Origin of the sequence: Bradyrhizobium manausense, assembly GCF_001440035.1 — a bacterium.
GTDB classification, from domain to species: domain Bacteria; phylum Pseudomonadota; class Alphaproteobacteria; order Rhizobiales; family Xanthobacteraceae; genus Bradyrhizobium; species Bradyrhizobium manausense.
Map to the genome: position 1 here is coordinate 95,081 of NZ_LJYG01000055.1, position 23,986 is coordinate 119,066.

Below are 23,986 nucleotides of genomic sequence, written 5' to 3' on the forward strand. Positions count from 1 at the left end.
TGGATGCCCGGGTCAAGCCCGGGCATGACGATGCGCAATGTGCCCTCCGGCGCTTTAAGGCGCTACCCCTTGATCACGCCACTCGCCACCAGCCGGTGCCAGATGAACAGCACCACCACAGCGCCGATCGTGGCCATGATGAAGCCCGCGCCCTGATCCGGGCCGTAATGGCCGATGGCCTGGCCGATGAAGGTCGCCAGAAACGCGCCGGCGATGCCGAGGATGGTGGTGAGGATAAAGCCGCTCGGGTTGTTCGGTCCCGGTGCCAGAAAACGCGCGATGAGGCCGGCAACGAAGCCGACGATGATGATCCACAACAGGCCGCCCATGCTCATGTCAGTGCTCCCCTTGCCAACAGCATGATCCGGAAAAGTGTGCAGCGGTGTTCCGAAAAGATCATGCTCAAACAATAACCTAAAGCGCGATTGTGATTCATCCTGATCTCGTCGCGCTTGAGGTCAGAGTTCGATTAAATTCGTCCCGAAAGCTCGTTCTCGGTCGGCAGCCGTCCGTCCGGCGTCAGATGATCGACCACCTGCGGCAAATACTGGCTGAGGCCGGAGAGCAGCTCATCGCGCGACAGGCCGCTTTGGGCCGACAAGCTCTGGATCTGGTCAGCGCCGAGCGCATTGGCGAGATCGCCGGGTGCGATCGGCTTGTTCTCGCCCTTGCCGACCCAACTGTTTGCGGTCTCGCCATGGCCGCCTTGCTGGAGCTGGTTGAGGAGATCGCCGAGGCCGCCGCTCAGCACGGAGCCGGCCGCGCCGCCCGCGAGCAGGCCACCGAGGCCGCCCTTGAGGACATCACCGAGACCGCCACCGCCGCCGAGAGCACCACCAGGTCCCGCATTCGCGGGTGGGGGCACGGGAGTCGGCGCCGGCTGCGGCACGGCGCCCGGCTGGCTTGCGGTCATATGCTTGAATGCCTTCCAGGCGAGCAGGCCGAGGATCGCCATGGTCATCGGCGACATGCCGCCGGAGGAGGATTGTGAGCTCGGCGTGCTCGGGCCACGGGGCCCGTTCTGCATGCCGTTGAGGACATCGAGTAGACCCATGGTGCTCTCCTTTGGCGTTCTCGTTCGGCGAGCTCTCGCCGCTGACAGCGCCCCCGGAGCGAAAACATATGGGCCTCTCATGACGGTTACAAGGCAGCTGCGCCGTGGCCGCGATGGGCAGCCGGCCTCGCCTCTGCTATCGAGAACGGGTCATTCGGGGAGCAAGTCAGGTGGTGACGGATCGACCGATCGTTGTGGCCGGCGCGGGCGCCATCGGCTGTTTTGTCGGAGGTCAGCTCGCGGCTGCCGGTCGCCGTGTCGCACTGCTGGTGCGGCCGCGGGTGAAGACCGAGATCGAGCGGTTCGGCCTGCGGCTGACGGATTTCGACGGCTCCGAGACAAAGCTCGGTGCGGGACAGCTGGCGCTGTCGGAGGATCCTGCGATCCTCCACAGTGCCGGCATCGTGCTTGTCACGGTCAAGAGCGCCGACACGGCTGATGTCGCGGACCAGATCGCGCAGCACGCGCCGCAGGATGTCGTGATCGTGTCGTTGCAGAATGGCGTCGGCAACGTTGCCATTCTGAACGAACGTCTTGGCGGCCGCCGCGTGCTCGCCGGCATGGTGCCGTTCAACGTGGTCGCGATGGGCGAGGGACGTTTCCATCGTTCGACCTCGGGCGACATTATTGTCGGCGAGGACGCGGACAACACGGCGGCGGCGCTCTCGGTAGCCGGTCTGACGACGCGTGCCAACCGCGACATCACCGGCGTGCAATGGGGCAAGCTGATCATCAATCTGAACAACGCGCTCAGCGCGTTGTCCGATATGCCGCTCGCGGCCCAATTGGCAAGCCGTGACTGGCGACGGCTGTTCGCCGACCAGATGGCTGAGGGCCTCGCCGTGCTCAAGGCCGCCGGCATCACGCCGGCCTCGGCGACGCCGATCCCGCCGAACTGGACGCCGACCTTGCTGCGACTGCCCGACATGATCTTCAACGCGATCCTCCGGCGCACGATGAAGATCGATCCGCAGGCGCGCTCCTCGATGTGGCAGGATCTGAAGCAGGGCCGCAAGACCGAGATCGACTATCTGCAAGGCGCGGTCATCGCGCTTGCCGAGCAGAACAATGTCGAAGTGCCGCTGATGCGCCGCATTGTTGCGCTGATCAAGGAGGCGGAGACATCAGGCAAAGGCCCGCCGCGGCTTTCGCCGCAGCAGATTCGCGGCGTGGTTTGAGAACGACGGAGGAACCAATGAGGCATTGCCTTAGGATCGGGCTCGCGCTGACCGCGCTCTGCGAGGCATCGACGCTCGCTTACGCGAGGCCGCCGACCGTCATGAATTCTCCCGGCTATGACGCGCGCCTGCAGGAGAGCCGCAAGGCGCTGAACGGTTCGACGACAACTCCCGAGCTCGCCACTCCACCGGTGTCCAAACCTAAGCGCTCGAAGAAGATCCATACGCACTAGGATTTGGTGCGGACCTGCATCCCACTCCGTCATTGCGAGCGCAGCGAAGCAATCCAGAATCCCTCTGCGGAAAGACTCTGGGTTGCTTCGCTGCGCTTGCAATGACGGATGTGGAGACAGCTCAGCCCTTCTTCGCCGGCTTGCTGGGCGTCGGGCTGAACAGCTTCTTCAACTCGCTCAAACCTTCCGACAGGCGCGGCCATTCGCAGGTGAAAGAGCCCTTGGTGCAGGGCGCGCCCTTCTGTCGCAACACCTTCGGCCGCTCGACCGGAACGGGCACGCGCTCGACCTCGGTGCGCAGCGCGACCTGCTGAAGCTGCTGCACTTGCTGTTCCTGCTGCTCGTGCTGCTGCCGCGCGGTCGCCCGTGCCGCTTCATTGCTGCGGCGCTGATCGGCGAGATAGGCAGTGTAGGATTCGTCGATCCTCTTCTGCTCCTCCGGTGTCGGGTTGGGACCTGCGATGTCGAAGCTGCGATCCTGGAGGAAGTCGTAATAGGTGTAGCCGCCGCCTGCCTTGCGGCGGCCCGCGAACTTTGCATTGCAGTCGGCGAGCGCCGCGGTCTTTTCGGCCTTGCTTGCGGATCTTTCGGCAGCGTCGGCGCATTCCTCGAAATCGACAGGCGCGCGCTTCCACCATTGCGCCTGGGCATGCGGCAATGTCAGCAGAAATAGTCCTGCTGCGGCAACGAGAACCGGCGCCGCGCGACGCGATGCAACTACGTCAGACATTCTAAGAGAGTATTCCTCGCAAACTCAACCCAGACTGAGTCGTGACTGATTTTTGCCTCTTTCTCGCCGGCTTGTCACCCATGGAACCAGGGAAATTCATGGCTGGGTTGCTGACATTTTTTGCTTGACGTGGCTCGGGAGTCACAGCCCCGCAGCACATGATGCGCTTAGAATTTTATCGGTTTGATGCGACAGGGACATGTTCGTCATGAGAGCGCTGAGCTGGATGGCCGCAATCGCTTTGGTGCTGATTTGCGGCCGCGCGCTGGCCGCGGAGGACGAGATCCCTCACGACAAGCCGGTGAAGGTCGTGGCCGATGCGCGGCTCTCGGTCGGCGGGCAGGGACTGTTGCCGCTCTATCTCTCCAGTGACTGGTCGATGCCGTTGCCTGCGATCTCGCGCGCCGTCATCGTGCTGCATGGCCGCCTGCGCAATGCCGACGAATACTACCTCTCGGCCCACACCGCACAGGTCGCTGCCGGCGACGACGGCAAGAGCGCGCTCATGATCGTGCCGCAGTTCCTGGCGCAGGTCGATGTCGACGCCCACAAGCTGCCCGCCGATATGCTGCGCTGGTCGCTGGCGGGTTGGGAGGGCGGCGAAGCCGCGCTTGCGCCCAATCCGGTTTCCTCCTTCGCGGCGCTCGATGCAATCCTGGCAAAGCTCTCCGACCGCCGCATCTTCCCGAACCTGAAGCAGGTGGTGATTTCGGGTCATTCCGGCGGTGGCCAGGTCGCGCAACGCTACGCCATCGCCGGCAAGGGCGAGACCGCGCTGTCGCGTCAGCATATCGGCGTTCGCTACGTCGTCGCCAATCCGTCGTCCTATGCTTATTTCAGCGGCGAACGGCCGGTGCCGGCGATTGCCGCGTCCTGCCAGGGCTACAATGTCTGGAAATACGGCATGGACGGACGGCCGCCTTATCTGGCGGACGCAACGCCTGAAGCGCTGGAGCAGCGCTATGTCGAGCGTGACGTGATCTATCTGCTCGGCACGCTCGACACCAAGCCGGCGGCGGACAAGAGCTGCATGGGCGAGGCACAGGGCCCCAATCGCTACGTCCGCGGTCATGCCTATGCCGACGCGATGGCCAAGCGCGGTCACGCCACGCCCAATCACAGGGTGTGGGACGTCGCCGGTGTCGGCCATGACGGCGACAAGATGCTGACCTCGAAATGCGGCCTCGCCGCGCTGTTCGATATCCCGGGCTGCGGCGCGGAGCGCTGATCTGGACGTCTTGAAGGCTGGCACGGGCGCACGCCGAATAGGATCATAAAAGGACCAAACGCCATGACGATTACCATCGCAGCGAACAGCGTGCCGAAACCGCCGGCCGATATCATCGAAGGTTTCAGGAATGCGCCGACCTCGATCATTTCCGACAATCTCAGCCGGCTGCCGGGCGCGGTCGGGCTGAAACCCTATCATCGCAGCGGCAAGCTGGTGGGTGCGGCCTTCACGGTGCGCACCCGGCCCGGCGACAATCTCGCCATCCACCGCGCGCTCGAGCTGGTCGGCCGCGGCGACGTCATCGTGGTCGATGGCGGCGGTGACGAGACGAGGGCGCTGGTCGGCGAGATCATGAAAAACATCGCGCAATGGCGCAAAGCCGAAGGCTATGTGATCGACGGCGCGATCCGCGATGTCGCGGCCTTCGCCGCCGACGACTTCCCCTGCTTCGCCCGCGCGGTGATTCATCGCGGCCCCTACAAGAACGGCCCCGGCGAGATCAACGTGCCCGTCACGATCGGCGGCAGCGTGATCTCGCCCGGCGACATCGTGGTCGGCGACGAAGACGGCGTGGTGTCGTTTCCCGCCGCCGGCGCCGCGGCCCTGCTGGAGGCGGTGCGCGTCCAGATCAAGCGCGAGGACGACACCCTGAAGGCAATCTGCGAGGGCCGCTACCAGGGGGCTTACGGGAAGTCCTGACCGGCCGCTTGTTGCCCAAGCGAAGGGCTTCCGATTCGGCGCTCGCTTTGATATGTACAGCTCCAGGCAACCTGCCTCATCGGCAGGTTCCGCGGTCCCGTAGCTCAGCCGGATAGAGCGGCGGTTTCCTAAACCGTAGGTCGCATGTTCGAGTCATGCCGGGATCGCCAGCCTTCACCTAGTCGAGCGATGAAGAGACGCGCTCCAGCGAGCCCGCGGCTTTCTTCCGCCATCCTTCGTCAAGCATGTCGTAGGTCGCGCTATGTTCGCGGTCAAAGCCGGTATGCTCGAGCCGGAGATCGGTGCCGCCGGTCGACGAGAGCTTGAGTGTCCAGGTCACGATCGTGTCAAGAAGCCCTCCGCGCCAGGAGTAGACAAGTCGCGAGTCGGGCTCGACCTTCAAGACTTCGCACTTGACGACACCGTCAAATCCCGGCGCCGGCGTGGTGCGAAACGTGAAGCGGCGCCCGACCTCGGGTTCGATGTCGTTGGGCATCAGCCAACTTTCGAGCAACCGCGGCTCCGTCAACGCACGCCAGACTTTGCGTGGCGCTGCGGAAAGCCGGTAGTCGACAACGATCGCGCGCTTGTCCCTGCCCTCTTCTTGATCACGCATCGTCAAGCTCTTTCAGAGTTTCTCGCGAGCCGATCCGGGCTNGGGTGGGGCGGCCGCTCGCTTTCGTCCTGGCCACGTCTGAACGCCCGGCAGCAGCCGTTCGAAGGTGATGAAATGAAGAACAAGCCAGATCAGGACGCTCCGCAACACACTCGCAATGCGTCCCCCCACCACGAAAAGTATCTGGTGATCGTTGGCATCAAGGGGGAAGAGTGCCGCGAACCGACCGACGGCGACGGCTTGTGCGAAGGTTGAGAAGCTAAATGGCCGGATGAGTCGGCCCTGGCTCCGGGCGATGGCTTGTTCTGCCGCATAGACCCCGGAAACAGCCGCCGCCAATGCAGATGCGCGAAACGGCGCGCCGGTCGGTCCATTCGGGTGCGCACTGTCGCCGGCGGCGAGAATCGCGGGATGAGACACCGACCTCAAATCGGTTCCGACGACCACGCGATCTTGAGCATCGACCTGCAGCCCAGCCAGCCTCGCAAGCGCGGGAGCGCGCATGCCTGCAGCCCAGATGCATATGTCGAAGGGAATGCGCCGCCCGCTGGCGGTCATCGCTGCGTCCCTCTCAATCCCGGTAACTCGTTCGTTGTCGACAAGCTCGACGCCCAATCTTGTCAGGTCGCGTCTGATGACGGATTGAACCTCGGCGCTGCTGAAATCGCCAACACGCGTGGGGCTGAGCAGCGTCACGCTCATATTGGGCCATGTCGACTTGGCTTCGCCTGCAGCCTCGACCGAAAGCGGTCCGCCGCCAACAGCAAGCACGCGAGCGGGTCGCCCGGCAATTTCATGAAGCGCGGCTCGCAGCGCGGCGGCAGACCGCGGACCCTCACCCGGATCAAGACGAAAGGCATGCTCTGGTGCGCCAGCGGCATTGTCGGTGTCGACATGTGAGCCCAGCGCGTAGATCAGTTGCGTGAAAGCAATCGTACGCGGTGAACCATCCTCATCGATCGTGACGGTATTCCGAATTGGATCGAGCGACAGCACGCAAGCATGTATGAACTGGACATTGGTGCGGCGCAGATATCTTGAAAGGGACGCGATCCGCGGTTTTACCGGGGCGACCATCGTCTCCTGCAGTCGAACGCGCTCGACGAACTGCTCATTGCCGTTCACCAGTGCAACGCGAAGCCCAAGCCGGCGTCGACCTAGTCGAAGAGCCGCCATCATGCCCGCGTATCCGGCTCCCAGAACTACGACATCGTAGGCTTCATGACTTGAACCGAGTGATGGCGACATCGATTGCTTCCTCTGCACACGCTTCTGTTTGGAAGAGGCTAGGCGTAGCGTGACGCGGCCATGGCGAGCACTGCGACCGCGAGAAGAATAGCCGCGCTGCGATACCCCGTGGCCAATTGCGATCGCACCTTTGCGTCGTCGCCCGAGGACGTCCGCAGCCTCTGCAACGCGCCACGAATGATTGTTATTTGAATGACGAGCGCGACGATTGCCGCCACGGCGCCTGCGCTCAAAAGCTGCTCCGTGGGCCCAAATGAACCCTCATGCAACGCTTTCCATAGGTAGGCACCCGACAGCACTGCCACGGCTGCCGCGCCCAACTGCGGAGCGAACAGCTGCTGACCATCATTCCCGGTCGTCCGGGCGCATGCGAAAGTCGAGCCGGCCCAGAACGTGGCAGCGAGAACGTGGAGCGAAATGGCTATAAGCAGAACCGGCTGCATAGGAATTTCGACCCTTTTGCACGAAGCAGTTTGGATATACACAATGTATATTGAAATTCAAGAGGCGGAGCGTGCCTAAGCGTGCGTATGTCAGCGTGGCGCGGGCCCAAGCTGCCGCGGCGAAGCGGAACCAGGTCATTCAGGCCGCTGCGCGGTTCCTTCGCGAGGAGGACAGCATCACCACCTTTTCGCTCGACGCAGTCGCAAAAGCGGCAAAGGTGACGCGCTTGACCGTCTATAACCAATTCGGCTCGCGGCGCGGGCTGCTCGAAGCAGTGTTTGATGACATCGCCAGCCGGGGAGGGCTCGCTAGCCTGGAGGACGCCGCCGCCTATCCCGACCCTGAAAAGGGCCTTGAGATGGCGGTTCGGATCTTCTGCGAATTTTGGGACAGCGACCCCGCGGTGGCGCGCCTTCATGACGCCATGGCGATTGACCAGGAGTTCGCCCAAGCGCTCGCGGCGCGTAACGAGCGTCGCCGGCCTCTCATTGGAGAATTGATTGCACGAATAGCTGCCGAAGACACGCCGACCAACGCCAAGCGCGATGTTGTCGATCTGATTTACGTCCTTACCAGCTGTGCGACCTTTCGCATGCTCTCGGGAGCGAGATCCGTCTCCGCCATCTGCGCCTTGCTCACGAGCGCCACCAAGGCGGCGGTGGCCAAGATCAAGTGAAGGGCGCGAGCGGGCGGGTTGAATCCCGAAGTGAAGATCGACAGGCCAAACCCGCTAGGTCAGTCGCAATCGATGTTTCCTGATGGAAAATCGTCCGCTGCTGATTTGCTTCGCTGGTGTGAAAATTGCTAGCAGAGGCGGCCGGGCTGGAAGCGCACCTTCCAGCCCGGTCCATGTTTTGCCTGATCCGGAGACGATGATGCCTTTCGATTTGATCCTGCGCGGCGGGCGGGTGATCGACCCCTCGCAGAAGCTCGATGCCGTGACGGATGTCGCGTTCTCGGGTGGCAAGGTCGCCGCGGTCGGCTCCGGGCTCAGGGCGGATCCGGGCACTCAAGTTCGCGACGTCTCGCAGTTCATCGTGACGCCCGGGCTGATCGATCTCCACACCCATGTCTATTGGGGCGGCACTTCGCTCGGTATCGATGCCGAGGAGTTCTGCCGCAACTCCGGCGTCACCACGTCGGTCGACACCGGCAGCGCCGGCCCCGGCAATTTCGCCGGCTTCCGCAAGCATGTGATCGAGCCGAGCCAGGTCCGCATCCTCGCCTATCTGCACGTCTCCCATGCCGGCATTTTCGGCTTCTCGCACCGGATCATGGTCGGCGAGAGCGAGGAATTGCGGCTGATGAACCCGATCGAGGCGGCCAAGGTGGCGGACGCCAACCGCGACGTCATCGTCGGCATCAAGGTGCGGGTCGGGCTGCACTCCTCGGGCACATCAGGCGCCGTGCCGCTCGATATCGCGCTCCAGGTCGCCGACGAGGTCGGCATGCCCTTGATGGCGCATATCGATCATCCGCCGCCGACCTATGAAGAGGTGCTGGCGCGCCTGCGCCCCGGCGATGTGCTGACCCATGCCTTCCGTCCCTTCCCGAATTCGCCGGTGACCGCGCAGGGCACGGTGAAGAAGGCGGTGCTCGACGCGCGCGAGCGCGGCGTGCTGTTCGACATCGGCCACGGCAAGGGCTCGTTCGCGTTCAAGACCGCGCGCGCCATGCTCGCCAACGGCTTCTATCCCGACACCATTTCATCCGACATCCACCAGCTCTGTATCGACGGCCCGGCGTTCGACCAGGTGACGACCATGTCCAAATTCCTCTGCATGGGCATGCCGCTGTCGGACGTGATCAAGGCCTCGACCGAGAATGCCGCGATGGCACTGCGGCGGCTCGAGCTCGGCACACTCAAGGCGGGCAGCGTCGGCGATGCCACGCTGATCTCGGTGAAGCAAGGCCAGTTCCACTACGAGGACGTCGTCGGCGAGCACCTCATCGGCGACAAGAAGATCGTTTCGGAGGGCGTCGTCATCGGCGGCCGCTGGTGGCATCCGAACTAGGTTTGCTCGCGATAGAATTGCAGCAATTGCGCGCCTGCCGGTGAGAGCCAGTCGGGCGCGCCGGCAATGTAGCCTTCGACATGGCCGCTCGTCCCGACGAGATAGGTGATGGGCATGCCGACGATGGGAAACATCTCTGTCGATACTTGCGCGGCCGCGCCATAGGCATCGGCATAGCAGGCGAGGTTCTTTACGGCGAGGCCGGCGAGGAACGCGGTGATCTTGCGCAAATCTCTCGTGTCGGTGCAGACAGCGACGACATCCAGACGATCGCGTTGCGATCCGGCGAGGCTCGCCAGCACGGGCAGGTCAAGCCGGCACGCCGCGCACCACGTCGCCCAGAAGTTGACGAGGGTGATGCGTCCCGGCTTTGCCGTCACCACCACGTCTTTTCCATGCAGGTCCTGAAGCCGTATCGGCGGCATCGGCGCGCGCGGCCGCACCACGGTGAACTGGCTGCGCCCGGCTTCGAACACCGGCGGCCAGCTTCCCTGCGCACCGCCCGCAGGCAGAAAGGCAAGAAGCGCCGGCGCGGCGATCAGGAGCGATCGCCGCGACAACGCGTGGTGGGTCTCACGCATGGATATAGGCCCAACCCCTCAGTTGCAGATCCACGACGCGCCCGATGCCGAAGGGCACGAGGTTCGCGCCCGGGATCAGCGGGATCGAGAGCTGCTCCTTGGCTTCCGCGATCGCCTTGGACGAAGCGCACATGCTGTAGGTGAGATCAGGCAGCGACCGGCGTAGCGTCGCCAGCGGCTCGGCCAGCGGGGTCTTGTCCGCCCTGAAGACGTCGATACCCTTGCCATTGGCGACGACCTCGATCAGCAGGCGGGTACCCTTGTCGGCAAAGTGCTTGGCGAGATTGGCGGAATAGCTGATCGCGTGTCCGATGACATAAGGCTCGTTGCTGTCGATCAGGATCACGACGCCGTCGGCGAGGCGATCCTCCCTGGCCGCGGCTGCGCCGCCGGCCGTGAGGATCGCGGTGCCCGCAAGCAGTCCCCTGCGGGACCATCCGATGGCAGGGATCATGGCGGCGGCGTGGCCGTTTAGAACCGACGCGGCGCGATCGGCGCCGTGCTGTTGCGACCCCACAGCACGAACAGGCTGAGCGCGAGCAGGACAATGTTGAGCGGCGTCACCTCGGCCTCGCCGCGCGAGAGATGGAAGGCGAGTGCAATCACCTGCAACACCGAGCAGCCCAGCGCGGCGAGCACCGTCAGCCGCGGCAGGATTCGCGTCAGCGCCGGCAGCAGAATGCCGATCCCGCCGGCGAGATCGACAAGTGCGATGGAGCGAACGAAAGTTTCGGAATACTGGCCGGCCCAGGGCATCATGGCGGCCAGCTGCGGAATGGGCGTGGTCAGCTTGACCAGCCCCGCCCCGACAAACGCGAAGGCGATGAGGATTTGCGCGGCCCAGAGGCCGATGCGAAGGGCTCGGCCGGGTGTAGCGGTCTCGAAGGTGGTGGTCGACATGGTGGCTTCTCCAAATGTGAGGGCTGCCACCATTTGATGGTTTCACTATTTTTGATCATTATCGGTTCCAGGATCGATTCCTTTCCTGAATGTTGATGATCTCATGGATTCCCTGGTCAGCATGCGGGTGTTTTGCCTGGTCGCGGAGCTGAAGAGCTTTGCGACCGCGGCGCAGCGCCTGCGCATATCGCCCGCGATGGCGAGCAAGCATGTGATGCAACTCGAGAAGCGGCTGGGCACGCGGCTGCTCAACCGGACCAGCCGGCGCGTCAGCCTGAGCGAAAGCGGTGCGCTCTATTTCGAGCCGGCGCGGCAGATGCTGGATTCGCTCGACGAGGTCGAGGCTGCCGTCAGCAAGGCGACCGTAGTGCCGCGCGGCACGCTACGGCTGACCGCGCCGGTGTGGATGGCGAACACGATCTTCGTGAGCATGCTGGCCGACTACCAGGCGCGCTATCCCGAGGTGCATCTCGACATTGATCTCAGCGGGCGGCTGGTCAATCTGGTCGAGGAGGGATTCGATCTCGCCTTGCGCGCGACCGGCGCACCCGATGAGGCGCTGATCGCGCGGCCCATCACCAACGTGCCCTTTTACATGGTCGCAGCACCTGCCTACCTCAAACGCGCCGGGCGCCCGACGAAGCTGAGCGATATCGCCGGCCAGGCGCTATTGCACTATGCGCTTTATCCCGGCGAGAGTTTCTCCTTCGCGGGCGAACACGGAACTGAAACCATCAAGTTCAACCCGGTGCTACGCAGTGGCAACGAAACGCTGCTGCACATGGCGGCGCTGGAAGGCATGGGCCTCGCCTTCCTGCCGAAATGGCTGGTCGCCGAGGACATCGCGGCTGGACGGCTCGAGCACGTCATGCCCGGGCACATCGTCTTCGTCGGAAAGCTGTTCGCAGTCTATCCGAGCCGCAAATATCTCTCCGCGAAAGTGAGGACCTTCATCGACTTCATTGCCGCCGACAAGCGGATGAAGTAGCGCCCCGCTACAGCGATCTCGCGATCAGCAGCTTCATGATCTCGTTGGTACCGCCGTAGATCTTCTGGATGCGGGAATCGATGAAGATGCGCGAGATCGGATATTCCTGCATGTAGCCATAGCCGCCGAACAGCTGGAGGCATTCGTCGGCGGTTTGCACCTGCTTGTCCGAGCACCAGTATTTTGCCATCGACGCCGTGACGGTGTCGAGATCCCCGGCGACCAGGCGCTCGATGCACCAGTCGACGAAGACGCGCGCGATCATGGCTTCGGTCTTGCGTTCGGCCAGCGTGAAGGCCGTGTTCTGGAAATCCAGCAGCGGCTTGCCGAACGCCTTGCGCTCCTTGGTGTACTCGGTGGTGAGCTTGACGGCGCGCTCCATCGAGGCGACGGCGCCGACCGCGAGCGCGAGGCGCTCCTGCGGCAATTGCTGCATCAGTTGCACAAAGCCCTGGCCTTCCTCCTTGCCGAGCAAGTTTTCCGGCGGGACCGTAACGTTGTCGAAGAACAATTCGGACGTGTCGGAGGCCTGCAGGCCGATCTTGTCGAGGTTGCGTCCGCGCTTGTAACCTTCGGCGCCTTCGGTCTCGACCACGATCAGCGAGATCCCCTTCGCGCCCGCTTCGCCGGTGCGGGCGACCACGATGACGAGGTCGGCGGCCTGGCCGTTGGTGATGAAGGTCTTCTGGCCGTTGATGACGTAGGAATTGCCCTGCTTCTTCGCTGTGGTCTTGACGGCTTGCAAATCCGAGCCGGTGCCGGGCTCGGTCATGGCAATGGCGCCGACCATCTCGCCCGTGGCCATCTTCGGCAGCCAGCGCTTCTTCTGCTCCTCCGAGCCGTAATTGAGGATGTAGTGGGCGACGATGGCGCTGTGCACGGAGACGCCGGTGGTCAGCTCCGGCACCGTGCTCTCGAGGTCATCGAGCACGGCGGCGTCATAGGCGAAGGTTGCGCCGAGCCCGCCATATTCCTCCGGCACGCTTGCCAGCAGCGCGCCCATCTCGCCGAGCCCGCGCCAGGCGAAGCGGTCGACCATCTTCTGCTCGCGCCATTTTTCGGCATGCGGCGCCAGATCCTTGGCGAGATATTTCCGGAACTGGTCGCGGAAGACGTCGAGCTCTTCGGTCATCCAGGAGGAGCGGTAGGCCATGGTCACCCTCGGTCGATCTTGTCGCAGGCGCGTACGCATCACGCGTGCCACAACGGTGACAGCGGGCGCAAGCCCGCCCGCCGTGGTACGCCAACCCCGGCTGCCGATGCCAGTGTTTTCAGGCTGCCGGCTATCCCGCCTGCGCGGTTTTGCCGCCGTCGACGACGAACTGTCCGCCCGTTGCATAGGGATGATCGTCCGAGGCGAGCACCAGCGCAAAGGCCGCGATCTCCTCGGGTGTTGCCACACGTTGCATGCCCGGAACGTGCGATTTGGCCCATTGCGCAACCGCGATGTGCCAGGCTGCATCGGGCAGATTGTCCATGCCGGCGAGCCGGCGAATGAACGGCGTATCGGTCGTGCCCGGGATCAGGGTGTTGATGCGGATGCCGTACTGGGCATATTCGAGCGCCGCGGCCTGGACCATGCCGACAAGCCCGCGCTTGGCCGCGGAATAGGCCGAGCGCTTCGCCGACGTGGCGATGGCGTTGGATGACGAGGTGACGACGATCGATCCGCCCTTCTGCATCATGTGCGGAATCTGGTACTTCATCGCCAGGAACACGCCGCGCAGATCGGTATTGATCACGTCGTCGAATTCGGCTGCGCTGTACTGATGCAGCGGCTTCTCGATGGAAATTCCGGCATTGTCGAAAGCGACGTCGAGGCGGCCATGAAGTTCGATCGTCTTGTCGACCAGGGCCTTGACCTCGGCCTCGTTGCGAACGTCGGCGCGGACGAACGCGGCATCGCCGCCACCGCCCTTGATCTCGTCTTCCACCTTCGTGCCGCGCTCGACATTGCGTCCGCAGAACACCACCTTGCCGCCTTCGGCGGCGAACATCAGTGCGGCGGCGCGGCCGATGCCGGAGGTGCCGCCAGTCACGATGATGACCTTGTCGGTGAAACGCTGGCGGCCGCTCGGTCTCTGCTGCGGCAGCGCCGCGCCCTGGCCGAGCGCCACGCCGCCGACAAGGCCGCCAAGGGCGCTCGTCAGCATGCCCAGCACGGCGCCGCCGACCAGATGGCGCCGTTTCATCGGGGAGGACGCGGTGCTATGCTCCGTTTCGGTCATTTCGAACTCCCGGCCGGTCAATCTAAACAGTGTTAAGATAGATAGCCGCCAATCTAAACAGTGTCAAGTTACGCATGACGAAACCGATCGCGCCCGCGCGCGCCAAGCCGAGCCGCAAGGTTCCGAAGCCGGAAGCCGGCTATCATCATGGTGAGCTTCAGGAGGCCCTGATCGCGGCCAGCGAGGCCATTCTCGCCGAGCAAGGCGCCGAAGGCTTTACCTTGCGCGAAGCTGCCCGCCGCGCCGGCGTGTCTCCGGCCGCGCCGTCGCATCATTTCGGCAATGCGCAGGGCTTGCTGACCGAGGTCGCGATCCGCGGCTACGAGGCGCTGGCCGACGCGCTGCGGGATGCCGCATCCCGCAAGCAGGGCGCGCGCGAAAAACTCCACGCTCAGGGCCTCGCTTATGTCGAATTCGCGCTGAAGCATCCCGGCCGCTTCCAGATGATGTTTGCCAACAAGCGCCTGGTTGCGGACGATCCGCGTCTCAGGCAGGCAAGCAGGGCGGCCGGGCACGAGTTCGAGATCATCATCGCCGAGCTTGTCGGGGGTCCACCGAAGCAGGCGAAGACCGCCGCCGCGGCCGCCTGGTCCACCGTCCACGGTTTTGCCAAGCTGGCCCTCGAGGACAAATTCGGTTCAGTGCAGAGCGAGGCCGGCTACCGCGAGATCATGACGACACTCAATCATGTCCTGAACTATCTCTGGCCGGCGAGCCGCTAAATGCAGATCCAGGGGGTGAGGCGTCATGACGGCCAAGGCGACTGAGCTCAAGCTCGACATCGGACGCATCGGCACGGTTTCCGCGATCCTGATGCAGCCGGACAATGCGCGTGCGTGCTACGTACTGGCGCACGGCGCCGGTACCGACATGCGGCATGTGTCGATGGACAAGATTGCGGTGGGCCTCTCGATGCGCGGCATTGCGACGCTCCGCTTCAATTTTCCCTACACGGAGAACAAACAGGGCCGTCCCGACCAGCCGGCCGTCGCGCATGCCACCATCCGCGCCGCGGTCGAGGAGGCGGCGCGGCTGTGCCCGGGGTTGAAGCTCGTCGCCGGTGGTAAATCGTTCGGCGGCCGCATGACATCGCAGGCGCAGTCCAAGGCAGCGTTGCCTGGTGTGAAGGGTCTCGCCTTTCTTGGCTTTCCCCTGCATGCCGACAAGAAGCCATCCACCGAGCGCGCCGAGCATCTTGCCGGCGTCGCCATTCCCATGTTGTTTCTTCAGGGAACGCGGGATGGCCTCGCCGATCTCAGCCTGCTCAGGCCCGTCGTCGCGGCGCTCGGGGCGAAGGCGACGCTGCATGAGATCGAAGGCGGCGATCATTCCTTCGCGGTGTTGAAGAGGTCCGGCCGCACCAACGACGAGGCGCTGGCGGAAGTGCTAGACACGCTCGCGGGCTGGATCGACGATCTCGCCTAACGTTCACGCGGAATACAGCCCCTTGTCGCGCGCCTTCTGGATCGCGAGCGCTGCGATCAGGTCGAGCGTCGGCGTCGACAGGCCGGCGGTGCGCGCGAAGGCGGCGGGCGCCTTCACCAGCACGTCGATCTCCATGGCACGGCCGAGCTCGTAATCCTGCAGCAGCGACGGCTTGTGGTTGGGGGCGGGGCCGCTGCGGGTCACGCGCTTGACCTCGGGAATGAAGTGCTGCGCGATGTCGTTGGCCTCGTTCAGCATCCGCGGAATGACTTCGGTGAAGGCAGGGTCGTCGCGTACGCCCCGCGCAGTCTGACCTGTGAGCAGGCAGAGCACCGACAGCGACATGTTGGTCAGTAGCTTTGACCAGATCGCCTCGCGGATCTCAGCCACCGGCGGCGATTCCAGCCGCGCATCATTGAAGACGCCGCGGAGCCTGGTGATGCGCTCGCAATTGCGGTCGTCACATTCGCCGATCAAGAGGCGGTTGCGGTCCGGGGTGAGGTTCTGCACCACGCCGGGTGCCGCCACCTCGTTGGAAGAGAAGATGACGCCTCCGATGATCCGCTCCTTCGGGATGCAGGCGCGCAGGCGTCCGCCGGGATCGAGGAAGGAAATGTCCGGCGGCGTCGGGTGCCGCGGCGGCAGGCCGATACCGTACCACCAGGGAATGCCATTCTGGGCGAACACAATGGCGGTGTCGTCCCGGAGCAGCGGCTTGATGCTGGAGACGAGGCCAGTCAATGCCGTGGCCTTCAGCGTCGAGATCACGACGTCCTGCGGGCCGAGCTGGGCCGGATCGCCCGATGCGTTCACCTTGGCCGCAACCTCGGAATCGCCGACGCGCAGCTTCAGGCCATTGGCGCGCACCGCCTCCAGATGCGCGCCCCTCATGACGCACGAGACCTCGTGGCCGGCGCGGGCGAGCCTGACCGCGAGATGGCTTCCGACGGCGCCCGCGCCGAAAATGCAGATGCGCATATGATGTCCCGTCCCTGATCTTTGGTCGTCGCCCGGCGGCAGCATGACACAAGCCGCCATGCGATGGGCGCGGCCGCCCTACGCTGGAAAGATATGGATCGGGATGCGTTGCCTCGGCCATAGTGCGCGCCATCAGAATGACCGGAGGATCGCCGATGACTGCCAACCCTGTGCTGTGGAGCCTTGATGAGCGTGGGGTTGCGACCGTCACGTTGAACCGGCCGGAGGTCAACAACGCCTATGACGGCGCCCTGATATCAGGCGTGCTCGCGGCCCTGGACGATCTGGGCAAGAAACCCAACCTTCGCATCGTCGTGCTCAAGGGCAACGGCAAGCATTTCCAGGCCGGCGCCGACCTCAAATGGATCAACGGCGTGCGGCCACAGTCGGCTGAGGCCAACGAAGCGGCGTCGCGGGCGACGTTCGAGACCGTGCAGCGGCTCAACACCCTGACGATCCCGACCGTGGCGCTGGTGCAGGGCGGCTGCTTCGGTGGCGGCACCGGTGTGATCGCGGCCTGCGACGTCGTGATCGCCGCCGACAACGCCCTGTTCTCCATCACCGAGGTGCGCTGGGGCCTGACCGCCGCGATCATCATTCCCCAGCTCTGCGACGCCATTGGTGTACGGCAAGTCCGCCGTTACGCACTTACCGGCGAACGCTTCGGCGCCGAGGATGCCCGCCGCATCGGCCTCGTCCATGAGGTGGTGCCGCTCGCAAATCTCGAAGCCGCAGGCAGCAAGGTGGTCGAGCAACTGCTCGCCAACGGCCCGGAGGCGATGGCCGAGACCAAGCGGCTGGCGCTGGAAAGCTCGTTCGGCGGCATGGCGGTGGACGATGCGGCCTATACGCGGCTCGTCCAGCTGCACGCGCTCAAGCGCCAGAGCGCAGAGGCGGCGGAGGGGCTGGCCTCGTTCACCGAGAAGCGCCCGGCGAAGTGGGGCGGCGGCGGGAAGGGCTGAGCACGCTTCACTCCGCCGTCGTCGCCCGGCTTGGCCGGGCGACCCCGTACGCCGCAGCGCTCCCGGCCAAGCCGGGCGATGACAGCAAGTAGCCCGGATGGAGCGAAGCGCAATCCGGGGCCGGCGTCCCGCATTCCGCTGCGCTCCATGCGGGCTACGGCACCATCATTTACAGCGACGGTGCGAGTGACGTTTTCAGCAAGGTCAGCAGCGCCTGCACCGCAGCCGCATTGCGCCGGCGTTCCGGGATCGCGGCTTTCACCCACAATTCCGGAATCGGAAAGTCGCGCAGCACCGGCTTCAGCGTGCCGTCGCGCAGCGCATCCGCGACGAGATAATGCGAGATCAGCGCGATGCCGTTGCCGGCGATCGCGCTGCGCGCCAGCACATGCCCCTCGTTGGAGGACAGCAGTGGGCTGACCTGGATGGTGATGCGGCCGCGCGGCCCGTCAAAGACCCATTCGGGGCCTGTTGGCATGAAGCTGAGGCAGCGATGCTCGACGAGGTCGCGCGGATGCTTTGGCGTGCCGTGCTTCTTCAAATAAGCCGCCGAGGCGCAAAGCAGTCGCTTCAACGGCACCAGCGGCTCATCGACCACGCCGCCGAAGGAATGCGGGAAGGCGCCGATAGCGATGTCAAATCCTTCGGTGACCGGATCGACCGGGCGGTCGAGCAGCACGATCTCGAGCTTCAGCCGCGGGTTTTGTGTCTGGAAGGCGCTGAAGGCATCGGCCAGCCGCGCCACCGTCATCGAGGTCGGGGCCTTGATGCGGAGATGATCGACGAGATCATGGCCCTTCTCGCCCATGCGCGACAGCAGGTCGGTCGCATCAGTCACCACGCCGCGGGCGCGATGCACGTAGCGCTGGCCGGCCTCGGTCAGCCGCAACTGCCGGGTCGAGCGGTGAAACAGCGGTGTGCCGATCCGCGCCTCGAGCTGCGTGACGCGCTTTGCCACCACTGAGGTCGAGACGTTGAGTTTTCGCGCAGCGGCGGAAAATCCAGCCGTATCAGCGGTGGCGAGGAAGGCCTGAAGGTTCACCAGGATGTCCATGTCGACCTTTCGCGATTCGAGAAAGCTGATCGCATATTTTGGTAGATTGTAGCCCTCCACGCGTTAATTCATAGTCCGCCCCAAGCAAGGGATTTTTGGGAAGGACGCGCCATGCGGGCCATGACGATCAATGAACCGGCACGACAGGTGCCGCTCTACGGCGAATATGAAGTCGTCGTGCTCGGCGGCGGCCCGGCCGGCATCGTCGCTGCGGCCTCAGCCGCGCGCGCCGGGCGCAAGACGCTGCTGATCGAGCGCTACGGCTTCCTTGGTGGCATGGGCACCGCGGCCGGCGTCACCAATTTCTGCGGCCTGCATGGCAACGTCTACGGCGAGGCCATCAGGCTGGTGCAGGGCATGGCGTCCGATCTGCTGGCGCGGATCGATCATCTGAACGGCCTCAACGCGCCGCATCTGATCCTCGGCAAGGTCTTCGCGCAGGCCTATGACACCGCGGCCTACAAGATCGCGGCCGATCAACTGCTGGCGAGCCACAAGGTGCACATTCTCTTCCATGCCCTCGGCGCCGGCGTCGTGATGGGCGATGACAACCGCATCGACGCGCTGATGGTCGAGACCAAGGCCGGCCGGCAGGCAGTGCGCGCAGAGATCTTCATCGATTGTTCCGGCGACGGCGATCTCGCGGTCTGGGCCGGCGCGCCGTTCGAGATCGGCGACGAGCATGGTCATCCCTTGTATCCGTCGATGATGCTCCGTCTCAACGGCATCGATCCCGTGAGGGCGGGCGATGCCTGGCGGACCATCCCGCAATTGATGGAAGCGGCGACCGCGGCCGGCACCCACAAATTCCCGCGCAAGAGCGCGATCGTGCGGCCGCAGAAATCCGGCATCGAATGGCGGGTGAACTTCACGCAGGTGGCGCGCGAGGACGGCCACGCCATCAACGGTGTTGAGCCCGATGATCTCACCCGCGGCGAGATCGAGGGCCGCAAGCAGGCGCTTGCCGCCTTCGAATTCCTGCGCACGGTGCCGGGCTTTGAAAAATCCTACATCGTCGATCTGCCACCGCAGCTCGGCATCCGCGAGACCCGCCGCATCAAGGGCGGCTACCAGCTCAGCGGCGAGGATGTGCTTGGCTGCGCCTCGTTCGAGGACTCCATCGGCGTCAATGGCTGGCCGATCGAGGCGCATGTTCCAGGCGATGTGGTCTTCACTTTCCCGCCGATCCCGGAATCGCGCGGCTACAACGAATTGCCGTATCGCATGCTGGTGCCGGAGGGCGTAGACAACCTTCTCGTCGCCGGCCGCTGCGCCTCCATGACCCATGAGGGCCAGTCGGCGGCGCGGGTGTCGGGAGCCTGCTTCGTGATGGGGGAGGCGGCCGGTTCCGCGGCTGCGCTGGCGCTGTCCGGAAATCGGATACCGCGTGACATACCGGTTGAAAAATTGCAGGAAACATTGAAACAACAGGGCGCCTTCATCGGACGGGACGAGCCCGTGCCCAAGGGCCTGTAACGGACTGCAAAAAGAGAATTATTGGAGGAAGCGGGATGATCGGGATTGCGCGGGTCGCGGCACTCAGCCTTTTGGCTATGATGGCGATGGCGATGGCGATGGCGATGGCGACGGCGACGGCCAGGGCCGAGGATGCGCTGAAGGCCAAGGTCGGCGTGCTCCGCCTGTCGTCCTCCGCGCCCGTCTTCATCGCGCAGGACAAGGGCTATTTCCGCGACGCCGGCCTCGACATCGAGTTGAAGTTCTTCGATGCGGCGCAGCCGATCGCGGTCGCCACCACCTCGGGCGACGTCGATTTCGGCGTCACCGCTTTCACCGCGGGCCTCTACAATCTCGCCGGCAAGGGCGTGCTGAAGGTGATCGGCGGCATGAGCCGCGAGAAACCAGGCTATCCCCTGATCGGTTATTTCGCCAGCAACAACGCCTACGCCGCCGGCCTGAAGACGCCAAAGGACCTTGCGGGCAAGCGCATCGCGATGACGCAGGTCGGCTCATCCTTCCATTATTCGCTCGGCCTGCTCGCCGACAAATACGGCTTCAGGCTGTCCGACGTGAAGATCGTGCCGCTGCAATCGCTATCGAACGCAGCCGCGGCGCTGAAGGGCGAGACCGTCGATGCGGCGCTATTGCCGATCTCGACGGCGCGAAAATTGATGGACGATGGCGGCGCGAAATTCCTGGGCTGGGTCGGTGACGAAACGCCCTGGCAGCTCGGCGCGGTGTTCGCCTCGCCGAAGACGCTGGCCAACAAGGTGCTGGTGACGAAATTCCTTGCCGTCCTCGCCAGGGCCGATCGCGAATATCACGACGTGATCCTGGCGTCGATGAAGGACGGCGTCGCGCCGATCAACGAGCGGACAAAACCGCTGCTGGAGATCATCGCCAAATACACCAACCTGCCGGTCGAGCAGGTGGTCGGCAACTGCGCCTATATCGACCCCGACGGCAAGCTCGACGTCAAGAATGTCGACAACCAGATCAAATGGCTCCAGGAGCAGGGCTTTGCCGACAAGGGCTATGATGCCGATGCGATCATCGCCAAGGACTATGTGAAGGCGGACTAGCCCTTCGTCATTCCGGGGCTCCCGAAGCGAGAACCCGGAATCTCGGACCATCCCGGAACGACGGAGTAGGGAGTAGACAAGCAAGATAACATGGACCTGATCGCCAACCACATCTCGCACCACTTCGGCGATCTCGCCGTGCTCGACGATGTCTCCTTCACGGTGGGCGCCGGCGAGGTGGTGGCGATCGTGGGTCCGTCCGGTTGCGGCAAGAGCACGCTGCTGTCGATACTTGGCGGGCTGTTGCTGCCGACTTCAGGCTCGCCCGAGTTGCGCGGCGCACCGCCGGCGGACAGTCTCAATCCGCTCACCTTCGTGTTCCAGGACTTTGCTCTGCTGCCCTGGGCCACGGTGGAGGAGAACGTCGAATTCCCGTTGCTGCACACCCAGCTTTCGGCCACGCAGCGGCGCGCGCTGGTCGAGGATGCCTTGCGTCGCACGGGGCTGACCGATTTTCGCAAAACCTATCCAAAGCAGCTGTCCGGCGGCATGCGCCAGCGCGTCGGCATTTCGCGCGCGCTCGCAGTCAAGCCCGCGATTCTGTTGATGGACGAGCCGCTGTCGGCGCTGGACTCGCAGACGCGCGAGCTTTTGATGGAAGATTTCGTCCGCCTGCTCGCCGATGGCGGCATGGGTGCGGTCTATGTCACGCATAATCTCGAAGAGGCCGCGCGCCTTGCCGATCGCATTGTGGTGCTGTCGCGGCGGCCCGGCCGTATTCGCGAGGTCGTGGCGGTGCCGATGACCCGCACTGAGCGCGGCGACATCGCTGCACGTGAACAGCTGCTCGCGCTGCAGAACCAGATCTGGTCGCTGATCCGCAACGAGGCGATCGATGCCGAACGCGAGGTCCAGCATGCTTGATCGCGCGACCGAGACGTCGGCCGACGAAACCACGCGGCGCGTGCGCTTCCGCGGCGCGGGCTTCGTGCCTGCGTCGAGCCGTTTCGGCGGCTGGATCGCGCTCGCCCTCGTGATCGCGATCTGGCAGGCGGCTGGCAGCGCCAGGCTCGTCAATCCGTTGTTCCTGCCGGCGCCCTCGGCCATCGTGCGGGCGATCTACGAGCTCGCGATGTCGGGCGCGCTCTGGCAGCATCTCTCGGCCTCGCTGCTGCGCATCGGCGTCGGCTGGCTGCTGGGAACGGCGGCTGGCGTCGTGGTCGGCTTTGCCATCGGCCTGTCGCGCCTCGCGCGCAGCGTCGGCATCACCTTCATCTCGGCGCTGTTCCCGATTCCCAAGATCGCGCTGCTGCCTCTCCTGATCCTCTGGCTCGGCATCGGGGAAGAGCCGAAGATTGCGACCATTGCGCTCGGGGTGTTCTTCTCGACCGCGATCTCGGTCTATAGCGGTGTCGACGCGGTGCCGCGCAATCTCATCCGCATGGCGCAAAGCTTCAACGTGCCCTTTGCCACCATCGTGCGCAAGGTGGTGTGGCCCGGCGCCCTGCCCGCGGTCCTCGCCGGCTTCCGCATCACGGCGTCGGTGGCGCTGCTGCTCGTCGTCAGCGCCGAGATGATCGGCGCGCAATTCGGCATCGGCGCGTTCGTGCTCCAGGCCGGCAATCTGATGCAGACGGATCAACTGCTCGCGGGCGTGGTGATCCTGTCGGTGTTTGGCCTCGCAGTCGGCAAGGTGATCGGCTGGCTGGAAGTGCGGCTGTTGCACTGGCGGTAGCCAAAATCTCCGCTGCCGTAGGACCTCCTACCCTTCGTCAAGGGTGGGAGTCCCTGACAGATAACTATAGCACCGTGCTCGACGCTATCCAGGACGCTTCGCGCCGGCTTTGCCGGTGCCTATGGCATCCTGGACAGCGTCTGCGCGCGGCGCTCTTGCGTTCGGCAGGTCGGGACGAAGGAACGGTCGCATGCGGCCGAACAAAGGAACGGCTCAGCCTGCTGCCGAGATCTTCGCGCTGTTGTGGTCTGCGTCGTAGGGCGTCTGGTGCTTGAGCGTCGCGCACAAGGCAAAGAGCAGGCGATCTCCCACACCACGCAGCGCACGCGCATGGCCGTGTCCGCGCTGCCGCAAAGCATCATAGCGTCGCCGGGCTGCGGCGTCGTATTGAAGCGCGCCGCGCGACCAGTGATGAACGGCGCTTTGCAGCCGCCTGTTGCAGGCCAGGCGGCGGATCACGAAGCGTTGCTTGCCGCTTTGCCGCGTCACCGGTGCGACCCCTGCCAAGGCGCGCAAGGCGTGGTAGTCTCGTCTGCGCAGAGGCTCGGTGGCCTCGACGAGCAGTGTGGCAAGAACGATCCTGCCGATTCCCGGCCAGGAGCGAAGGATCGCCACGTCACACTGCTCGGGATTCTGCCCCGCGGGGCTCTCCTGTTCTTCGAGCTTGGCGCACAGGCGGTCCAGGCTGTGCTGCGCTTCCTTGATTTGCTGATTGACCAGGCGCAGACGGGCCGCGAGGCTGCGGATATGCACGCACGCAGCCTCCGTCGTGCCCGGTGCCACGAGCAGGGGTGTCTCGCGCAAAGTCTTGAGCACCGTCGCCGCATCGAGGCGGCGGATACGATAGGCGCTGAGGATGCGCGCGATCGCCTTGTCGCTGGCCTTGGCCGCGCTGTCCGGCGTCGGCACCTTTTGCCAAAGTGCCAGGAACCAGTCGTCGGCGACATCGTCGGTCAGCTTGGCCGCTTGGGGATAGTACCGCCACAACTGCTGACGCAGGCGATTGGCAAGCCGCGTGCGCTCCTGCTGCAGCTCCTCCGCCATGCGCGACCACTCGCGCAGCTCGATCACCACCGGATTGTCGGCCGCAAGCTGGCGGAAGGCCGCACAGTCCGTACGCAATGAGCTTCCGAGCACATGAGCGTCGCGGCGATCATCCTTGGCACCGGCCACCGTGAAGCGATCCCGGAAGCGGTCGAGTTGCTTG

Annotated in this window: 27 protein-coding genes, 1 tRNA gene and 1 pseudogene; 15 read left to right on the forward strand and 14 right to left on the reverse strand. The window is 64.5% G+C overall.

Translation table 11 applies throughout. The features are described from left to right. Window positions 1-62: 62 nt before the first annotated feature. Window positions 63-335 carry a GlsB/YeaQ/YmgE family stress response membrane protein gene (locus AOQ71_RS15170; protein WP_205668226.1) on the reverse strand — a complete coding sequence of 91 codons (273 nt, stop codon included), beginning with the start codon at window positions 333-335 and terminating at the stop codon, window positions 63-65. Between the two features lie 134 nt (window positions 336-469). Continuing rightward, window positions 470-1,054, reverse strand: coding sequence for a YidB family protein (locus AOQ71_RS15175; RefSeq protein WP_057747482.1), 585 nt, complete (start codon window positions 1,052-1,054; stop codon window positions 470-472). A gap of 170 nt (window positions 1,055-1,224) precedes the next feature. Here AOQ71_RS15175 and AOQ71_RS15180 point away from each other — a divergent pair, with 170 nt between their 5' ends. Together AOQ71_RS15180 and AOQ71_RS15185 are read left to right on the forward strand one after the other, a co-directional pair. Then, the gene (locus AOQ71_RS15180) at window positions 1,225-2,232 is read left to right on the forward strand and encodes a 2-dehydropantoate 2-reductase (RefSeq protein WP_057747483.1); all 1,008 of its coding nucleotides are present in this window, start codon (window positions 1,225-1,227) and stop codon (window positions 2,230-2,232) included. Between the two features lie 17 nt (window positions 2,233-2,249). Further along, on the forward strand, window positions 2,250-2,465 hold the full coding sequence (locus AOQ71_RS15185; RefSeq protein WP_057747484.1) for a hypothetical protein: 216 nt from the start codon (window positions 2,250-2,252) through the stop codon (window positions 2,463-2,465). Window positions 2,466-2,586: 121 nt separating this feature from the next. On the opposite strand, the gene AOQ71_RS15190 is transcribed toward AOQ71_RS15185, so the two are convergent. Then, a complete protein-coding gene (locus AOQ71_RS15190; RefSeq protein WP_057747485.1) occupies window positions 2,587-3,195 on the reverse strand; it encodes a hypothetical protein in 609 nt (202 codons plus the stop codon). Between the two features lie 208 nt (window positions 3,196-3,403). Here AOQ71_RS15190 and AOQ71_RS15195 point away from each other — a divergent pair, with 208 nt between their 5' ends. From AOQ71_RS15195 to AOQ71_RS15205, 3 genes are all read left to right on the forward strand, one after another. Beyond that, complete coding sequence (locus tag AOQ71_RS15195) at window positions 3,404-4,423, forward strand: hypothetical protein (RefSeq protein WP_057747511.1); 1,020 nt, start codon at window positions 3,404-3,406, stop codon at window positions 4,421-4,423. Between the two features lie 63 nt (window positions 4,424-4,486). Further along, on the forward strand, window positions 4,487-5,125 hold the full coding sequence (locus AOQ71_RS15200) for an RraA family protein (protein ID WP_057747486.1): 639 nt from the start codon (window positions 4,487-4,489) through the stop codon (window positions 5,123-5,125). A gap of 93 nt (window positions 5,126-5,218) precedes the next feature. After that, a tRNA-Arg gene (locus AOQ71_RS15205) sits at window positions 5,219-5,295 on the forward strand. Between the two features lie 8 nt (window positions 5,296-5,303). Here AOQ71_RS15205 and AOQ71_RS15210 read toward each other — a convergent pair. The 3 genes and pseudogenes from AOQ71_RS15210 to AOQ71_RS15220 form a co-directional block, all read right to left on the reverse strand. Further along, complete coding sequence (locus AOQ71_RS15210) at window positions 5,304-5,741, reverse strand: SRPBCC family protein (protein ID WP_057747487.1); 438 nt, start codon at window positions 5,739-5,741, stop codon at window positions 5,304-5,306. 42 nt (window positions 5,742-5,783) lie between these two features. Further along, window positions 5,784-6,989 (reverse strand): annotated as a pseudogene (locus AOQ71_RS50235) (NAD(P)/FAD-dependent oxidoreductase); the annotation flags it as partial. Between the two features lie 38 nt (window positions 6,990-7,027). After that, on the reverse strand, window positions 7,028-7,432 hold the full coding sequence (locus AOQ71_RS15220; protein ID WP_057747489.1) for a hypothetical protein: 405 nt from the start codon (window positions 7,430-7,432) through the stop codon (window positions 7,028-7,030). A gap of 95 nt (window positions 7,433-7,527) precedes the next feature. Here AOQ71_RS15220 and AOQ71_RS15225 point away from each other — a divergent pair, with 95 nt between their 5' ends. Further along, complete coding sequence (locus AOQ71_RS15225; protein ID WP_283809593.1) at window positions 7,528-8,109, forward strand: TetR/AcrR family transcriptional regulator; 582 nt, start codon at window positions 7,528-7,530, stop codon at window positions 8,107-8,109. Between the two features lie 199 nt (window positions 8,110-8,308). Next, complete coding sequence (locus AOQ71_RS15230; protein WP_057747513.1) at window positions 8,309-9,448, forward strand: amidohydrolase/deacetylase family metallohydrolase; 1,140 nt, start codon at window positions 8,309-8,311, stop codon at window positions 9,446-9,448. Here AOQ71_RS15230 and AOQ71_RS15235 read toward each other — a convergent pair. From AOQ71_RS15235 to AOQ71_RS15245, 3 genes are read right to left on the reverse strand one after another with little or no spacing between them, the layout of a single operon-like run. Continuing rightward, window positions 9,445-10,029, reverse strand: a complete 585-nt coding sequence (locus AOQ71_RS15235; RefSeq protein ID WP_057747490.1) for a TlpA family protein disulfide reductase — start codon at window positions 10,027-10,029, stop codon at window positions 9,445-9,447. The two genes, AOQ71_RS15230 and AOQ71_RS15235, sit on opposite strands and share 4 nt — an antisense overlap. Then, complete coding sequence (locus tag AOQ71_RS15240; protein ID WP_057747491.1) at window positions 10,022-10,483, reverse strand: DsrE family protein; 462 nt, start codon at window positions 10,481-10,483, stop codon at window positions 10,022-10,024. The genes AOQ71_RS15235 and AOQ71_RS15240 overlap by 8 nt, the downstream gene beginning before the upstream one ends. 17 nt (window positions 10,484-10,500) lie before the next feature. Further along, window positions 10,501-10,929 (reverse strand): DoxX family protein, encoded by a 429-nt coding sequence (locus AOQ71_RS15245; protein WP_057747492.1) that lies wholly within the window; start codon window positions 10,927-10,929, stop codon window positions 10,501-10,503. A 103-nt stretch (window positions 10,930-11,032) separates the two neighbouring features. Between AOQ71_RS15245 and AOQ71_RS15250 the strand changes: the two genes are divergently transcribed. Further along, window positions 11,033-11,917, forward strand: a complete 885-nt coding sequence (locus tag AOQ71_RS15250; protein WP_057747493.1) for a LysR family transcriptional regulator — start codon at window positions 11,033-11,035, stop codon at window positions 11,915-11,917. 7 nt (window positions 11,918-11,924) lie between these two features. Here AOQ71_RS15250 and AOQ71_RS15255 read toward each other — a convergent pair whose 3' ends face one another. Both AOQ71_RS15255 and AOQ71_RS15260 read right to left on the reverse strand, forming a co-directional pair. After that, window positions 11,925-13,070 carry an acyl-CoA dehydrogenase family protein gene (locus tag AOQ71_RS15255; RefSeq protein ID WP_057747494.1) on the reverse strand — a complete coding sequence of 382 codons (1,146 nt, stop codon included), beginning with the start codon at window positions 13,068-13,070 and terminating at the stop codon, window positions 11,925-11,927. A 130-nt stretch (window positions 13,071-13,200) separates the two neighbouring features. Next, window positions 13,201-14,145 (reverse strand): SDR family NAD(P)-dependent oxidoreductase, encoded by a 945-nt coding sequence (locus tag AOQ71_RS15260; RefSeq protein ID WP_057747514.1) that lies wholly within the window; start codon window positions 14,143-14,145, stop codon window positions 13,201-13,203. A gap of 74 nt (window positions 14,146-14,219) precedes the next feature. Here AOQ71_RS15260 and AOQ71_RS15265 point away from each other — a divergent pair, with 74 nt between their 5' ends. Together AOQ71_RS15265 and AOQ71_RS15270 are read left to right on the forward strand one after the other, a co-directional pair. Further along, window positions 14,220-14,867, forward strand: coding sequence for a TetR/AcrR family transcriptional regulator (locus tag AOQ71_RS15265; RefSeq protein ID WP_057747495.1), 648 nt, complete (start codon window positions 14,220-14,222; stop codon window positions 14,865-14,867). Window positions 14,868-14,892: 25 nt separating this feature from the next. Continuing rightward, window positions 14,893-15,570 carry an alpha/beta hydrolase family protein gene (locus AOQ71_RS15270; protein WP_057747496.1) on the forward strand — a complete coding sequence of 226 codons (678 nt, stop codon included), beginning with the start codon at window positions 14,893-14,895 and terminating at the stop codon, window positions 15,568-15,570. 3 nt (window positions 15,571-15,573) lie between these two features. Here the strand turns inward: AOQ71_RS15270 and AOQ71_RS15275 are convergent, their stop codons facing one another. Then, window positions 15,574-16,548 carry a ketopantoate reductase family protein gene (locus AOQ71_RS15275; protein WP_057747515.1) on the reverse strand — a complete coding sequence of 325 codons (975 nt, stop codon included), beginning with the start codon at window positions 16,546-16,548 and terminating at the stop codon, window positions 15,574-15,576. Between the two features lie 155 nt (window positions 16,549-16,703). Here AOQ71_RS15275 and AOQ71_RS15280 point away from each other — a divergent pair, with 155 nt between their 5' ends. Further along, entirely contained in the window at window positions 16,704-17,510 is an 807-nt protein-coding gene (locus AOQ71_RS15280) for an enoyl-CoA hydratase-related protein (protein ID WP_057747497.1), read from the forward strand. Window positions 17,511-17,679: 169 nt separating this feature from the next. Here AOQ71_RS15280 and AOQ71_RS15285 read toward each other — a convergent pair whose 3' ends face one another. Further along, window positions 17,680-18,564: a LysR family transcriptional regulator gene (locus AOQ71_RS15285; RefSeq protein ID WP_057747516.1), complete on the reverse strand. Its 885-nt coding sequence runs from the start codon at window positions 18,562-18,564 to the stop codon at window positions 17,680-17,682. Window positions 18,565-18,675: 111 nt separating this feature from the next. On the opposite strand from AOQ71_RS15285, the gene AOQ71_RS15290 reads away from it, so the two are divergent. The 4 genes from AOQ71_RS15290 to AOQ71_RS15305 all read left to right on the forward strand — a co-directional run bounded on the left by AOQ71_RS15290 (window position 18,676) and on the right by AOQ71_RS15305 (window position 22,779). Beyond that, on the forward strand, window positions 18,676-20,040 hold the full coding sequence (locus AOQ71_RS15290; RefSeq protein WP_057747498.1) for an FAD-dependent oxidoreductase: 1,365 nt from the start codon (window positions 18,676-18,678) through the stop codon (window positions 20,038-20,040). A 35-nt stretch (window positions 20,041-20,075) separates the two neighbouring features. Beyond that, on the forward strand, window positions 20,076-21,104 hold the full coding sequence (locus AOQ71_RS15295) for an ABC transporter substrate-binding protein (RefSeq protein ID WP_057747499.1): 1,029 nt from the start codon (window positions 20,076-20,078) through the stop codon (window positions 21,102-21,104). A gap of 90 nt (window positions 21,105-21,194) precedes the next feature. Next, the gene (locus AOQ71_RS15300) at window positions 21,195-21,968 is read left to right on the forward strand and encodes an ABC transporter ATP-binding protein (RefSeq protein WP_057747500.1); all 774 of its coding nucleotides are present in this window, start codon (window positions 21,195-21,197) and stop codon (window positions 21,966-21,968) included. Next, window positions 21,961-22,779, forward strand: coding sequence for an ABC transporter permease (locus AOQ71_RS15305; protein WP_057747501.1), 819 nt, complete (start codon window positions 21,961-21,963; stop codon window positions 22,777-22,779). Before AOQ71_RS15300 ends, AOQ71_RS15305 begins: the two co-directional genes overlap by 8 nt. 213 nt (window positions 22,780-22,992) lie before the next feature. On the opposite strand, the gene AOQ71_RS43210 is transcribed toward AOQ71_RS15305, so the two are convergent. Then, on the reverse strand, window positions 22,993-23,986 hold a 994-nt coding region (locus AOQ71_RS43210), incomplete at its 5' end, for a transposase (protein WP_083513880.1).